The sequence below is a fragment of the Microcoleus sp. PH2017_05_CCC_O_A genome, assembly GCF_020738785.1.
Taxonomy (GTDB): domain Bacteria; phylum Cyanobacteriota; class Cyanobacteriia; order Cyanobacteriales; family Microcoleaceae; genus Microcoleus.
The window spans coordinates 18,438-30,980 of sequence record NZ_JAEQCB010000094.1; the positions used below are offsets into that span (position 1 = coordinate 18,438).

A 12,543-nucleotide genomic window follows, 5' to 3' on the forward strand; every position below is an offset into this window, starting at 1 on the left:
TCGCTCCGGAGCACTCTGGAAGGAAGAAATAAAAGAGAGTAGGGGATGGGGAGAGTGGGGGAGGGGGAGAGGGGGAGAGTGGGAGAGGGGGAGAGTGGGGGACAAACATCTGCCTAATGCCTTTTCCATCTTCCTTCCTTCTGCTTTCTTCCCTCTTCCCGATGACGGCATAACTGATGAGTAATCGGGAATTCTATCCGTTACATCCGTTAAATCCCGCACATTGCGAATAAGGCCGAACTTCCTTCTCCTTTCTTCCCTAGGACTTCCCTCTTCCCGATGACGGCATAACTGATGGGTAATCGGGAATTCTATCCGTTACATCCGTTAAATCCCGCACATTGCGAGTAAGGCCGAACTTCCTTCTGCTTTCTTCCCTAGGACTTCCCTCTTCCCGATGACGGCATAACTGATGGGTAATCGGGAATTCTATCCGTTACATGAGTTAAATCCCGCACATTTCTCGTTGCCGAACTTCCGACTTCACGCTTGACTTCTTTACCCTTTTAAACGAGTCCTTCGATTACGGGATGGAAGAAAAACGCCAGCGCCAAAACCGCATAAGCAGCCAACAGCAAAGTACCTTCGAGCCAGTTAGACTTGCCATCAGAACTGATAGAATTCGCAATCAGCACCGACACCGTAACTGCTACAAGTTCAAACGGATTGAAGTTCAAGTCCATCGGTTGGCCCACGATAAAACCCACCAAAACCAACAGCGGGGCAACAAACAAAGCAATTTGCAAACTCGAGCCCATAGCCACAGAAACCGACAAATCCATTTTATTTTTCATCGCCACCGTCACCGCCGTCGTGTGTTCGGCAGCATTGCCAATAATCGGCACTAAAATCACCCCGGTAAACAGTGATGTCAGCCCCAAACGCGCCGTCGCTTCTTCTAGACTACTAACCAGGAGTTCTGACTCGATCGCCACCATGACGGTACAGGCCAACAGTACCGAAATCCACAACGGTAGATTCACCTTGTGGTCGGGACTGTCTGGTGCTAAGTTACTTTCGGCTAATTCTTCGAGACCTTCGACTTCTGCCACCCCTACATCGTAAAGATAACTGTGGGTTTTCATCGAAAACAGCAGAGTCAGCACGTAGACAATAATCAGGACTATCGCAACAGCGCTAGAGAGATTTTGCATAGTTTCCGGGGCGATGCCGATAGAAGTGACATTAACAGCCGTCGGCACCAAAATGGCAATCACAGCTAAGTTCATCGCGGAAGCATTCAACCGCGCGACTGTGGGCTGAAATTCTTGTTCTTTGTAGCGCAAGCCGCCTAGCAGCATTGCAAATCCCATCACCAGCAGTAAGTTGCTGATAATTGAACCGGTGATGCTGGCCTTAACAACATCTATTAGTCCGGCGTTGAGGGCGACGATGCCGATAATCAATTCCGTGGCATTTCCGAAGGTAGCATTCAGCAAACCCCCCAAGTTGGCGCCGAGGACAACGGCGATTTCTTCGGTGGCCGTACCCATCCAGGCTGCTAAAGGGATGATGGCTAGGGCGGAGGTGATGAAGATTGTGGAGGATTCCCAGCCGAGAAAGTGTCCGGCGATCGAAACTGGGATAAATAGCAGCAGGCTGGAAATTATGTTGGTTGTGTTTAGCATTTAAATTCTGAAAAGCTCCCAACCGTCAATCATAGCCTGCCAGCAAGTTTAGCCAAGGGGAGGGGGAAAGGAATTGGATGCTGGTTTAAGGCTATTGGCGATCGCACTCACGTTTTTTGGTCAGAAGTTGGCGAAGATACTTAATAAAATTGAAAAGGTCGATCGATAATTTGAAAATGACTCAGCCGAGAACTAAGCTGCTACACAGATAAATTGCCTGTTCCGAAGATGAGAGAGTGCGCGAGTATCAAGATATCTGACAGTTCGTGGCGGGAGCTAAAATTCGATGCCAGAATTAGAGTGTCAACGAACAACCAACAGCTATATCGTTCCAGGAGTTTTGTCAACATGAATTCACCTGACATGACACGAGATATTGCTTCAGAAGATTTGTCGATCGCCAATCCGGCTGCTTATCCCGAAGTTACGCAACAGCTATCGGAAAACGTAATTTTCACAACCGTCGATGACCTTTACAACTGGGCAAAAATGTCCAGCCTGTATCCACTGATGTTTGGCACTGCTTGCTGCTTCATTGAGTTTAGCGCCATGCTCGCTTCCCGCTTCGATTTGGATCGATTAGGTGTATTTCCCCGGATGTCTCCCCGACAGGCAGATTTGATGATTACCGCCGGCACAATTACGATGAAATACGCTCCTGTGTTGGTGCGGCTTTACGAACAAATGCCCGAACCCAAATACGTGATTGCAATGGGCGCTTGCACGATTACGGGCGGAATGTTTAGTGCAGATTCTCCGACTGTTGTGCGCGGTGTGGACAAGCTAATTCCGGTGGATGTTTATTTACCTGGATGTCCGCCGCGGCCGGAAGCGATTATGGATGCGATCGTCAAACTCCGCAAGAAAATTGCCAACGACAGCTTGCAAGAAAGGCAAAAGACGGAACCAACCCACCGCTATTACACCCGCCCTCACCGGATGAACGTTGTGCAGCTAATTCACGACGGAAAATACCTGGAAACCCATCAGGTGCCGCCTGAACTTGTCGCATCGGGATTGCCTGTTGTACGGGAGTTGGAATCGATTCGGGCGATCGAAGCTTAAGTATGATTGAAATTCATATCTTCCACGAGTCTCACCGAATAATATCATCTCCGCAACCAAGACCACAATAAACAAGGTTTGTAGTGAGGACTTTAGTCCTCTGATATTTCTGCGGACTAAAGTCTTCACTACGAACCGTTACAGATGACTGTTAATTAACCAGACACCATATGAAATGGATTTTTATATTCGATTAGCTAGCTTAGAAGATATTCCTAAGCTGACAACTTTAATTCCAGATTCTGCTAGAGCTTTGCAAGCAGACTACTACACTTCTGAGCAGATTGAAGGCGCAATCGGCACAGTCTTTGGGGTTGACAGCCAACTGATTCAAGATCGAACATACTTTGTTGCTGAACACAATAACCAAATTGTCGGTTGCGGTGGTTGGAGCCAGCGAAAAACGCTTTATGGAGGTGATTCAGGCAAAAATAATCAAGAAGACAGCCTGCTCAACCCAGACAGCGACTCAGCCAAGATTCGGGCATTCTTTGTCGATCCAGCACGGGCGCGTCAAGGAATTGGCAGTCAGATTATCCAATCCTGTGAACTGGCTGCTGAGCGTGCTGGATTTAAGGATGTGGAGACGATCGCAACGCTGGCGGGAGAGCCATTTTACACAAAATTTGGCTATCGGGCGATCGAGCAATTTGAAATTCCGCTCCCAAACAATCAGTTTCTCCCCGTTGTCCGTATGTTTAAGACCTTTCTGTGCAGCCGGTAACTCAGTAACGATCGAATCAGTGTGAAGGTTGTGCCACTAATTTACAAGAGAAAATACCTGGAAACTTCAGCAGGTCTGATTTCGCATGGTCTTGACAACAAAGTTGACTATTTCTGGGCCTCCTTTCTTCAAATGTTCGCCTAGTGATATAATGTCTAAGTATTGCCCTGCAAGGATAGCTATACATAATAATACTTAGGAATGCTTCAGCCATGCCTCTACAAGAAGAGATTGACAAAACAAGGCAAGAAATTCGGACAGATAGCTACTCAATGTCTATTGGCGAGTGGATCAGTCTTTATGAAAATAAGGAAATCGATATTCACCCAGATTTTCAAAGGTTTTTTCGGTGGTCTGATTATCAAAAATCAACTTTTATAGAATCAATTCTTTTAGGCATCCCGATTCCTCCGATTTTTGTTAGTCAAAGAGATGATGGGATTTGGGATGTGATCGATGGTTTGCAGAGACTCTCAACCATCTATGAATTTGTCGGTCTTTTGAAGCCTGAAAATCCAGAGCAAGAAACATCTTTTTTCGCTTTACAAGAAACTACATACTTACCTTCCTTGAAAGGCAAAAAATGGGACGACCCAGACGACAAAGAGAACTCTTTTAGTCAGGTACAACGTTTATTGATTAAGCGAGCCAAAATATCCGTCAATATTGTTGAAAAAGAAAGCGATGAAATGATTAAATATGAATTATTTCAGCGGCTAAATACAGGAGGATCAATTGCCACGCCACAAGAAGTAAGAAATTGCATTCTTTTAATGTTGAATAAAAATTTGTATGATTTGATGCGTTCACTGGCAGATCGCGAGTCATTTAAAAGCTGCATTGCTTTGAGCGATCGACTCTATGAAGAACAGTATGATATGGAATTAGTATTGCGTTTTATTCTTCTCTTCGACCAAGATGATGAAAGTCTTAAAAAGTTGGGTGGTGACGTGAGTGAGTTCCTAACTGCTAGAATGCGTGAAATGGCTGTTAAAAAAGATTTGGATTTCAGCCATATAGAGAAAGCGTTCGATGTAACATTCAATATTCTCGATCGAGCTATGGGAGATGATAGCTTCAAGCGATATAAATCGGATCAGGATAAATTCCTCGGAGGCTTTCTATTATCTTTATATGAGGTGGTAGCACTAGGAATTGGATACAACTATCAAAATCCAATTGAAATAGACCAAATATCTAATCGTATAAAAACTCTTTGGTCAAATCAAATTTATAAACAATGGTCGGGAGCTGGAATGAATGCAGCAAGACGCTTACCTTATCTGATTCCGCTTGGTAGAAAGGTATTTTCACCTTTATGAGCATCCGAACAGCGGAACAATTAAGTGATAAATTGGCTACCGATCTTGCTTGGCGAAAGAAAGAACTTTCAGAAATGAAATCTTTGATAGAAGCGAAAAATGTTTCTGACCAAAGACATAAAGCATTAATTCGAGGTGGAGTATGTATTCTGTATTCCCATTGGGAAGGTTTTGTTAAGTTAGCAGCAAACTCTTATCTAGAATATATAATCTCAAAAAAGCTTAGCTACCAGGAGCTTTCTAGTAATTTTTTAGCTTTGGCTATGAAAGAAAAACTTAAGGAGGCAAAAGAGACAAATAAACCATCATTGTATATACCTGTTTGTGACTTTTTCCTTTCTGAATTGAATCAGAGATGTCTCCTACCTAAAGATGTAATATCTACTGCATCGAATCTATCTTCTGAAATTTTAAAGGAAATAACTTATATTCTGGGAATAGACTTTTCAATCTACTCTACTAAGTCGGTATTAATTGACACCAAGCTTTTGAAGACAAGGAACGAAATTGCACACGGAAATTATTCGGTGTTTGATAGGGATGAATATCTAGAGCTACACAGAGAAGTTATCGGAATGCTCGATATATTTCGGAACCAGATAGAAAATGCTGCTATTCAGGAAAAATTTCGGTCTACTTCACCTTAGATAATAACAACAGGAGCAAATAATTATCAATCATGTCAAGAAAACTAGATTTTATCAAAGTAGAAGTCGTCCCGCACGATCCAAGTTGGCGAGATGTTTTTGAGGCTGAGTCAAAACAGATTGCACTTGCACTTACCGAAAATGCGATCGCTATACATCATATTGGTAGCACAGCAATTTCACAAATTCATGCAAAGCCAATTATCGATATGCTAGTTGTGGTCAAAGATATTATCAAAGTGGATACACAAAACTCAGCACTTGAGGCATTAGGTTATCAAGCAATGGGTGAGTTTGGGATATCGGGTCGTCGTTTTTTTCGCAAGGGGAATGAAGCAGGGATTAGAACGCACCACATTCACACGTTTGAAGTGAACTCACCACAGATAGAGCGCCACTTAAGGTTTCGAGATTATATGATTTCCCATCCTGAAGATGCACAGCAATACAGCGAGCTCAAACAAGAACTCGCAAATAAATACTATGATAATATTCAGGCGTACATGGACGGAAAAGCTGGATTTATTAAAGCAATGGATATGAAGGCTGCCAAGTGGAGAGCATCTGATTAAATCTATGATATTAGAAGTTGCAATTCTTGACATTAAACCTAATATGGCTGCTGACTTTGAAATTGCTTTCAAAACAGCTTCAGCTATTATATCTTCTATGCCGGGGTATATCTCGCACGAGCTGCAACGCTGCATAGAAAACACAAATCGTTATATTTTGCTGGTGCGGTGGCAAAGTTTGGAAGACCATACCGTTGGATTTCGAGAATCGCCAGATTATCAAATGTGGCGTTCCTTATTGCATCATTTTTACGACCCATTTCCAACAGTCGAACATTATGAAGTCATTTTGTCATGACTTACGTATTAAAACTAAAGAAACCTGGTTTTTCACCTAATCTGAGGGCTACAGCGAAAAGTTTTTGTAAAAAAACCCGGTTTCTAACCTCTCCTGCGTCCCGGAGTATTTATAAAGTTTTAAGTCTAAAGCATGGAGGAACATCACAAATGATTGATATCGGTTTCACTCACATCGCACTCCCAGTTTCCGATGTTGAGAAAAGTATTGAATTCTACTCGAAGTATGCTGGGATGCAGGTCGTTCACCGCCGGATTGATGCAGCAGCAGGTGTTGCTGTTGTATGGCTTTCTGATGGCACTCGTCCTTTTGTAATTGTGCTGATTCAGACAAACTCTGTACATCCAGTTTTGTCTCCGCTGGCACACCTTGGGGTTGGTTGCAAGAGTAGGGAATATATGGATTCTCTCTGCGATAGTGCACGTCAAGAAGGTGTGCTGGTTGATGAACCAAAAGATTCTGGATATCCGATCGGCTATTGGGCCTTTTTGCGAGACCCGGACGGTCATACTCTGGAACTATCCTACGGGCAAGAAATTAGATTTACGGTGGAGAAAGTTGGCTGAAAATAGGCTGTGCAGGGGCTGAACGGCACTTGCACGGCACGGTGAGGGCGGACGAAAGGCGCCGGGACAGCAGTCGCATATAATTGGAATAGTCCTGAACGGTAAATGTGCCATGCAGCAGCATCAACCGTCAATTGCTCGATCGCCCCGCGAGTATGTGAGTCTGTTTCCCCGTCCACCGCACTTGACCAGTTTTGCAACGCAGTGGGAGGGAATCTCAGTGATTGCCATGCAACAATCTGCCTACGAACTCCCCGAAGTTTCGATTCCGCTAGATGGCGTTGGTATCTTTACAAGTTCCAATGTCTCAGAACGCACGATCGATGGTATTTCTAACAGCGAGTCAACCAATGTTGGAGATATTGTAGTTGTTCCTGCAAATATTGGTCATAGCGTTCGCTGGTTCACTGAAGGAGAGATGATTGTCATTGGGCTAGATACTTCTTTGGTTTCCAGTGCGATCGACAATGCAGCCTATTTCACTCAGACCGAACTATTGCCCCATTTTTCTACGCCAGATCCTTTGGTGTATCAACTTGGTTTGTCGCTTAAATCTGTTCTCGAACAAGATCCTGCTGGCAGTCGCTTGTATGCAGAAACCGCAGCGGCAATGCTGTCGGTACATCTACTGCAAAAGTACGGTAAACGGAAACTAGAATTTAAAAGCTACACCGATGGATTGCCTCGGTCTATACTGCGTCAAGTTATTGAGTATATTGAAGCAAATCTCGGTGGCGAGTTAGGATTGGCAGACTTGGCGGCGATCGCCCATCTGAGTCCGCACTACTTTACGCGCTTGTTTAAGCAATCCACTGGATTTACGCCCCATCAATTTGTGATTCGATGTCGGGTGGAACGAGCAAAAATTTTGCTGCTAGCTGGAAAAGAGTCGATCGCGGAAATTGCCCAACAAGTTGGATTTGCCAATCAAGCGCATTTGAACGTTCACATCAAGCGATTGTTGGGTGTCACGCCAAAAATGATTCTCGAACACCGCAAGAATCTATAAAAAATCGCAAGAATCTAAAAGATTGAGACGGGCAAGCCTTCCTATGTTGGTAGTAGTCCATCAGGATGTGCACCTGACAACTCTACACAATTTATTGTATCCCCAAAGTTGCTCTCAGGGCAGCGTCATTACAATCCGATTTAGTCCCCAAGTACAGATCTCAAGAGAGGTTCTATGATCCATCATATTTCCGTTTCCGCTCAAAACCCCCAGCACGTTGCCCGAGTCCTGGCAGAAATCCTCAAAGGTCAAGCAGTGCCCTTTCAAGTTCATCCAAACAGCTACATGGTCGTCGCGATGGATGAACACGGTACAGCCATTGAAGTCTTGCCTTTGGGAGTGGAAATCAGTCCAGGTTCCGGGCAGGATGGGTGCGGTTTCATGCACAATCCTCAGGCGTCTCAATTTACAGCTACTCATGCCGCCGTGTCCGTCCCTACCAGTCAAACCGAAATTGAACAGATTGGAGTGCGCGAAGGTTGGCGAGTCGTGCGCTGCGATCGCGAATCTTTCTTTGATGTGATTGAGTTCTGGGTGGAAAACCATTTGATGTTAGAGTTCCTGACACCAGAAATGACTGCCAAATATTTGGCATTCACTCAACAGCCGGATGTGCTGAAAAACTTTGTAGCTGCACCCGCTGAGGCGATCGCGTAAATTACGAGAGGCGCAAGCATACAACTAAAATTAATTACGCGACTCGTGTGGCAAGTATCTCCGAATTATTAAATAATTCGGAGATATTAATTGTTAGTAATTTTTATATTTTTAACGGGTATCTCCCCCAATGAATATCTTTATTCGACTGCTTCAAGAAAATGAGTTATCGACGGCTGAACATATCTTTCGACTTGCCTTTGGTACTTTTATTGGATTGCCTCAACCGACTGATTTTTGTGGTGATGCGAACTATATTCAAACGCGATCGCAAATCGATCCGACAGTGGCTTTTGCAGCCGAGGTTGATGGGCAGCTAGTAGCAGAATGCTCGATCGCCATTTTCGCACTGAAAGTACAGGTTTAGTCATGCACAGGCCCAACGATCCCGGTTACAATCGACCGGAGGTTTTTGTATTGGATGATTGGCACTAATGCAAGCTTGTTTGGTGATTTCCTTAGATATTCAGGCAATTTAACTTCTTTTAAATGCGATGTCCTTTTGGTAATAATTTCAGCGGTTAAAGACTGAGGCTCAAAAGTAAGGTAAGAGATAGCTTACCAAATATCGTTAATATTACTTTGCACGTTTAACCCCTCCTCTCCGTTTAACTTGAAAGCCATACAAATAGATTTCAGGTATATTAATACGTCCATCATAACGAGTTTCTACAACCCCAAGTAGAAGTAAATATTGCAAAATTTCTTCAGGGTTAGTGGTGGGTGGTTGTTTTTCCCGTTGTTCACTCCATTTGGTTGATTTCACTGCATCTAAAAACTTCTCCCTTGGTATGGGAGCTTCTAGACCAACTAAACTCGTTTTGAGAGATTCTAACCAGGGATACTCATCTTGCAATTCCCTGATTCGATCTTCTGAGGTACGTGTTAAAGCTGCCTGCAAGTCAGAAGGTTGCAAAAGTTCTTTAGTGTCTTCCACAATAGAGTTCGATTCCCTTCTATCTTTTGCTGATAATGCAAATAACTTCAGAAAAGAACGTGGCGCAATTCTACCGCCAGCATCCTGAAGGTGATTAGGAATCCAACGATAGGTAATTCCTTTTTTAGGATTAGCCCCCATATACTTACCAATCATCTTTTCGATAAGTTCTTCAAACAATTTCTCGTTTGATGTTGCAGTCCATCCCAAGCTAGTTCTGTTTTCAATAATCAACTCTGGGATTTTTTGTAAATATTCTGTCATTTCAGGGCCAGAGTTCGCAAGTCGTTTGACAAAAAGTTGATAAAGCCATGAAGGTTTCCATTCCAATTCAACCTGATGACCTCGCAGTTTGGAAGCATCGGGAAAGCTCAAAAATTCCTCTCGAAATAGATCGGTACGCAAAAATATTTTGGGGCGTATTCTCTCCCAACGTCGCCATCTATCTAGCCACAAAGCTAAAAGTTGACGAATGGGATTTGCTAAGGCAATGTAGGAAGTAACTAATCGATCTAATTCATCATAAGTGACAAATAACCAATCATCAGTCTCAAGAAGTTTTTCGTCTAATTTATCTAAGACATAATTTAACTTTTCAATATTTTTGTTGACTAGGGGCAGCCAGTCTGACAATAGAGATAATTTCTCTTTGAGGACATTAATAATTTCCGGCTCTATTGCTTCAAGAAGAAAATCTTTTAGCTTAAATTCTTCTTGCTCTAGGATGACACCTAACATTAAACCGATCCAGAAGCTACGCCATTCAATATTTGTAGCTTCTTGCATTTGACGCTCAACAATTTCTGGTATGGGAAATCGCTTTTCTGCTGTGCGAGTCCGCCCAAAGCCAGCTATCCACGTCGTTTGGCTCAAAGGAGGTAATCCTCTAATTCTCAAACTTTCAACCAAGGCTTCCCGTCCAGAAGGGATGGCTAGTAAACGGAATAATTCTGTTTTTCCTACCCCCCGTCCTCCTAGTATTAACAAGATATCGGGTTCTAAAGCATAGCGATAATTTGGAATCGGTAAGAAATTTTTTAAGAACTTCTCCTCATTATCACTTTCGTGCTCAGCCGTACCCATTCCAGGAGCAATTTCACCGATTATTTCTAGTAGTTTTTGTTGGTTAAACTCACTCATTTTTTTGATGCTTGTTTATCTACTTTTTTCGAGATTAAAATTAAAAATTTCGCATAATTTTCTGGCAATATCCTGATAAGGAGAATTAGTCATTGTCCTTACAAGGTCTGACAGCCGACTTGATTCTTCAGGCAGCCGACTTGATTCTTCAGGCATTAAATTACGGATAAATAGGGCTATATCTCCTCGTAGATTTTCCTGATATGGTATAACAAAAGGGGTAAATGGCTCCCCTATATTAGTTGAATTAGGAACAGTTTCATCTTCAGAATAATAGTTATCTTGAAAAATCGTATAGGCTTGTTCTCGAAATCCTGCTAACTCTTGCTCCCTGCCCGGTATTCCTAATGCTGGAGCCATCGAATGTACGAGAATTAATGGTAAACGCCGATCGACTCCAGGGCTTGCTAAATGGCGTATTACATGAGTTAGTCCCGCCCAACTTTGGCGTGATTGAGTTCCAAAGATGACTGCTGCATGGGAAAGATTGGCAATCGCCAAGCCACCAATATCGTGAAAACCAGCCCGCGCATCCATCAGAATAAAATCTAAAGGTTTTGCTGCACTTTGTAATTCTTTTAACATATCTCCCATTGTACTTCGCAGTTCACCATCGACGAGGTTCTGAAAATCCAATCGTGCTAATTTTTCTAAGTAATCTCGATCTACTGTACCCGCCGGAAGTAATTTCAGGCTTTCACCATTATCTCCTAGCAAAGTTGGTTCAGTAAGATTTTTGATGTGAGTGCTAAGTTTCCAATCGTTTCCTTGAATCTTCTTTTCTAATAAATAATCAATTACACCAGGATTATTGGAGTTGTCTGGTGAAAAAATTGTAGCAAGACCGGGTGCTTCTAAATCGAGGTCAACAATGGCAACTCGATGACCGTTACGGGCTAAAGTTAATGCAGTAGCAACGAGGGTACTGGTTCGTCCGACACCTCCTTTGAAGGAGAAAAAAGATACGATCGCAGGCTTACGCTTTTCATAGACTAATTCCTCTTTCCAAGGTGGTTCACCTACCTTCTTATCTGTCCAGGCCTGTTTAGCAATGTGACGCTCAAGAATATACCAGCGAGGCAGAACTAATTCATCATCCCACGAGGCCAAAACTCTTTCTTGCTCGATAGTATCAATTAAGGCTTTGTAAGCATCATTTTCTCCGGCGGGCAACCAGATATCAGTGCCGTAATAAGGGCCAAGTTTTTGAGAAAGAAGCTGCGCGAGGTCAGTAGTATTAACTTCTTGTGGTTTTTGACCTTCCGATAAATTAAGAAAAAGTCTAATTTTTCCATTAACATCACGAATAATGGTGACAGACTGAAGCTGAGGCACAAGTTCAGATACAATGCTGGGTTCACTAAAACATTCCTTTACTCGCTCAAATGTTTCACCAAAAGCGATCGTCATGTGTTAAATATCCTTGCTGGAAATTGATCCATTTAGCACTAATTTGGGGATGATTTCTCGGTAAATTTCTTCGGCACGTTGAACCGCTAACTTTGCTTCTTCCTCAGTCCAAAGCTGAGACTTAGCGTATCTCCTCTCTGGGTGATCTTGGGCTAGAACAGTGCCAGCTATTCTTGAAGCAGGAAGTTGCCGATCCAAAATGGGATAAAGAACCCGCAAGCGTTCCATTGCTCTTCCATCAAGTTCCTGGAGGTCGTGTCCATACTTTTTTACGGCACCTTTATCATCTTTAAAGTATAGCTCCACAAGTAGTTTAAATGAACATTCCACGACATAGGCAGCAAGGTAAACAGCGTTGTCCCAGCGTTGGGTTTGCAAGAGAATTTGGGCATCCTGTAAATGCCTGCCTGCTGAGTTGGAAAAGGATTCTTGCATTGTCTATGTAACCAATACTTCAGACAGTTGCAGTTTGACATACTCCCCGGCGTGAACGCGCGGGGATTCTTGACACTTCACGGAGATGTGCCACAAGTGGTCTTACCTTCTCTCTGTGTCCGTTTAGAGTCGT

The 12,543-nt window shown here is 43.2% G+C and carries 14 protein-coding genes; 10 read left to right on the top strand and 4 right to left on the bottom strand.

Translation table 11 applies throughout. From position 1 onward, the window contains the following. Positions 1-506 precede the first annotated feature (506 nt). Positions 507-1,628 (bottom strand): calcium/proton exchanger, encoded by a 1,122-nt coding sequence (gene cax / locus JGK20_RS21555; RefSeq protein ID WP_293186864.1) that lies wholly within the window; start codon positions 1,626-1,628, stop codon positions 507-509. Between the two features lie 363 nt (positions 1,629-1,991). Between cax and nuoB the strand changes: the two genes are divergently transcribed. The 10 genes from nuoB (at position 1,992) to JGK20_RS21605 (ending at position 8,855) form a co-directional block, all read left to right on the top strand. Further along, positions 1,992-2,693 (top strand): NADH-quinone oxidoreductase subunit NuoB, encoded by a 702-nt coding sequence (gene nuoB / locus JGK20_RS21560; protein ID WP_293186872.1) that lies wholly within the window; start codon positions 1,992-1,994, stop codon positions 2,691-2,693. Between the two features lie 175 nt (positions 2,694-2,868). Continuing rightward, positions 2,869-3,417 (top strand): GNAT family N-acetyltransferase, encoded by a 549-nt coding sequence (locus JGK20_RS21565; RefSeq protein WP_293190210.1) that lies wholly within the window; start codon positions 2,869-2,871, stop codon positions 3,415-3,417. A 212-nt stretch (positions 3,418-3,629) separates the two neighbouring features. After that, entirely contained in the window at positions 3,630-4,739 is a 1,110-nt protein-coding gene (locus JGK20_RS21570) for a DUF262 domain-containing protein (protein ID WP_293206412.1), read from the top strand. After that, positions 4,736-5,386 (top strand): MAE_28990/MAE_18760 family HEPN-like nuclease, encoded by a 651-nt coding sequence (locus JGK20_RS21575; protein ID WP_293206409.1) that lies wholly within the window; start codon positions 4,736-4,738, stop codon positions 5,384-5,386. Before JGK20_RS21570 ends, JGK20_RS21575 begins: the two co-directional genes overlap by 4 nt. Positions 5,387-5,418: 32 nt before the next feature. Beyond that, positions 5,419-5,958 carry a GrpB family protein gene (locus JGK20_RS21580; RefSeq protein WP_293232083.1) on the top strand — a complete coding sequence of 180 codons (540 nt, stop codon included), beginning with the start codon at positions 5,419-5,421 and terminating at the stop codon, positions 5,956-5,958. A gap of 4 nt (positions 5,959-5,962) precedes the next feature. Further along, positions 5,963-6,256, top strand: coding sequence for an antibiotic biosynthesis monooxygenase (locus JGK20_RS21585; protein ID WP_293190218.1), 294 nt, complete (start codon positions 5,963-5,965; stop codon positions 6,254-6,256). 149 nt (positions 6,257-6,405) lie between these two features. Next, positions 6,406-6,822, top strand: coding sequence for a VOC family protein (locus tag JGK20_RS21590; RefSeq protein ID WP_293190220.1), 417 nt, complete (start codon positions 6,406-6,408; stop codon positions 6,820-6,822). A gap of 112 nt (positions 6,823-6,934) precedes the next feature. After that, positions 6,935-7,831, top strand: coding sequence for an AraC family transcriptional regulator (locus JGK20_RS21595; RefSeq protein ID WP_293232085.1), 897 nt, complete (start codon positions 6,935-6,937; stop codon positions 7,829-7,831). 174 nt (positions 7,832-8,005) lie between these two features. Next, positions 8,006-8,488, top strand: coding sequence for a hypothetical protein (locus JGK20_RS21600; RefSeq protein ID WP_293232087.1), 483 nt, complete (start codon positions 8,006-8,008; stop codon positions 8,486-8,488). A gap of 130 nt (positions 8,489-8,618) precedes the next feature. Further along, positions 8,619-8,855: a hypothetical protein gene (locus JGK20_RS21605; protein WP_293232089.1), complete on the top strand. Its 237-nt coding sequence runs from the start codon at positions 8,619-8,621 to the stop codon at positions 8,853-8,855. Positions 8,856-9,065: 210 nt separating this feature from the next. Here JGK20_RS21605 and JGK20_RS21610 read toward each other — a convergent pair whose 3' ends face one another. From JGK20_RS21610 to JGK20_RS21620, 3 genes are read right to left on the bottom strand one after another with little or no spacing between them, the layout of a single operon-like run. Beyond that, complete coding sequence (locus tag JGK20_RS21610; RefSeq protein ID WP_293232091.1) at positions 9,066-10,565, bottom strand: hypothetical protein; 1,500 nt, start codon at positions 10,563-10,565, stop codon at positions 9,066-9,068. A gap of 15 nt (positions 10,566-10,580) precedes the next feature. Beyond that, complete coding sequence (locus JGK20_RS21615) at positions 10,581-11,975, bottom strand: AAA family ATPase (RefSeq protein WP_293232093.1); 1,395 nt, start codon at positions 11,973-11,975, stop codon at positions 10,581-10,583. Positions 11,976-11,978: 3 nt separating this feature from the next. Beyond that, positions 11,979-12,410, bottom strand: coding sequence for a HEPN domain-containing protein (locus JGK20_RS21620; protein WP_293232095.1), 432 nt, complete (start codon positions 12,408-12,410; stop codon positions 11,979-11,981). Positions 12,411-12,543 lie beyond the last annotated feature (133 nt).

Bases quoted from the DNA above. Each gene is read 5' to 3' on its own strand.
- JGK20_RS21570 (WP_293206412.1), top strand. From the start codon at position 3,630: ATGCCTCTACAAGAAGAGATTGACAAAACAAGGCAAGAAATTCGGACA.
- JGK20_RS21580 (WP_293232083.1), top strand. From the start codon at position 5,419: ATGTCAAGAAAACTAGATTTTATCAAAGTAGAAGTCGTCCCGCACGAT.
- JGK20_RS21600 (WP_293232087.1), top strand. From the start codon at position 8,006: ATGATCCATCATATTTCCGTTTCCGCTCAAAACCCCCAGCACGTTGCC.
- JGK20_RS21615 (WP_293232093.1), bottom strand. From the start codon at position 11,975: ATGACGATCGCTTTTGGTGAAACATTTGAGCGAGTAAAGGAATGTTTT.
- JGK20_RS21610 (WP_293232091.1), bottom strand. From the start codon at position 10,565: ATGAGTGAGTTTAACCAACAAAAACTACTAGAAATAATCGGTGAAATT.
- JGK20_RS21590 (WP_293190220.1), top strand. From the start codon at position 6,406: ATGATTGATATCGGTTTCACTCACATCGCACTCCCAGTTTCCGATGTT.
- JGK20_RS21575 (WP_293206409.1), top strand. From the start codon at position 4,736: ATGAGCATCCGAACAGCGGAACAATTAAGTGATAAATTGGCTACCGAT.
- JGK20_RS21605 (WP_293232089.1), top strand. From the start codon at position 8,619: ATGAATATCTTTATTCGACTGCTTCAAGAAAATGAGTTATCGACGGCT.
- JGK20_RS21620 (WP_293232095.1), bottom strand. From the start codon at position 12,410: ATGCAAGAATCCTTTTCCAACTCAGCAGGCAGGCATTTACAGGATGCC.
- JGK20_RS21565 (WP_293190210.1), top strand. From the start codon at position 2,869: ATGGATTTTTATATTCGATTAGCTAGCTTAGAAGATATTCCTAAGCTG.
- JGK20_RS21595 (WP_293232085.1), top strand. From the start codon at position 6,935: ATGCAGCAGCATCAACCGTCAATTGCTCGATCGCCCCGCGAGTATGTG.
- cax (WP_293186864.1), bottom strand. From the start codon at position 1,628: ATGCTAAACACAACCAACATAATTTCCAGCCTGCTGCTATTTATCCCA.
- nuoB (WP_293186872.1), top strand. From the start codon at position 1,992: ATGACACGAGATATTGCTTCAGAAGATTTGTCGATCGCCAATCCGGCT.
- JGK20_RS21585 (WP_293190218.1), top strand. From the start codon at position 5,963: ATGATATTAGAAGTTGCAATTCTTGACATTAAACCTAATATGGCTGCT.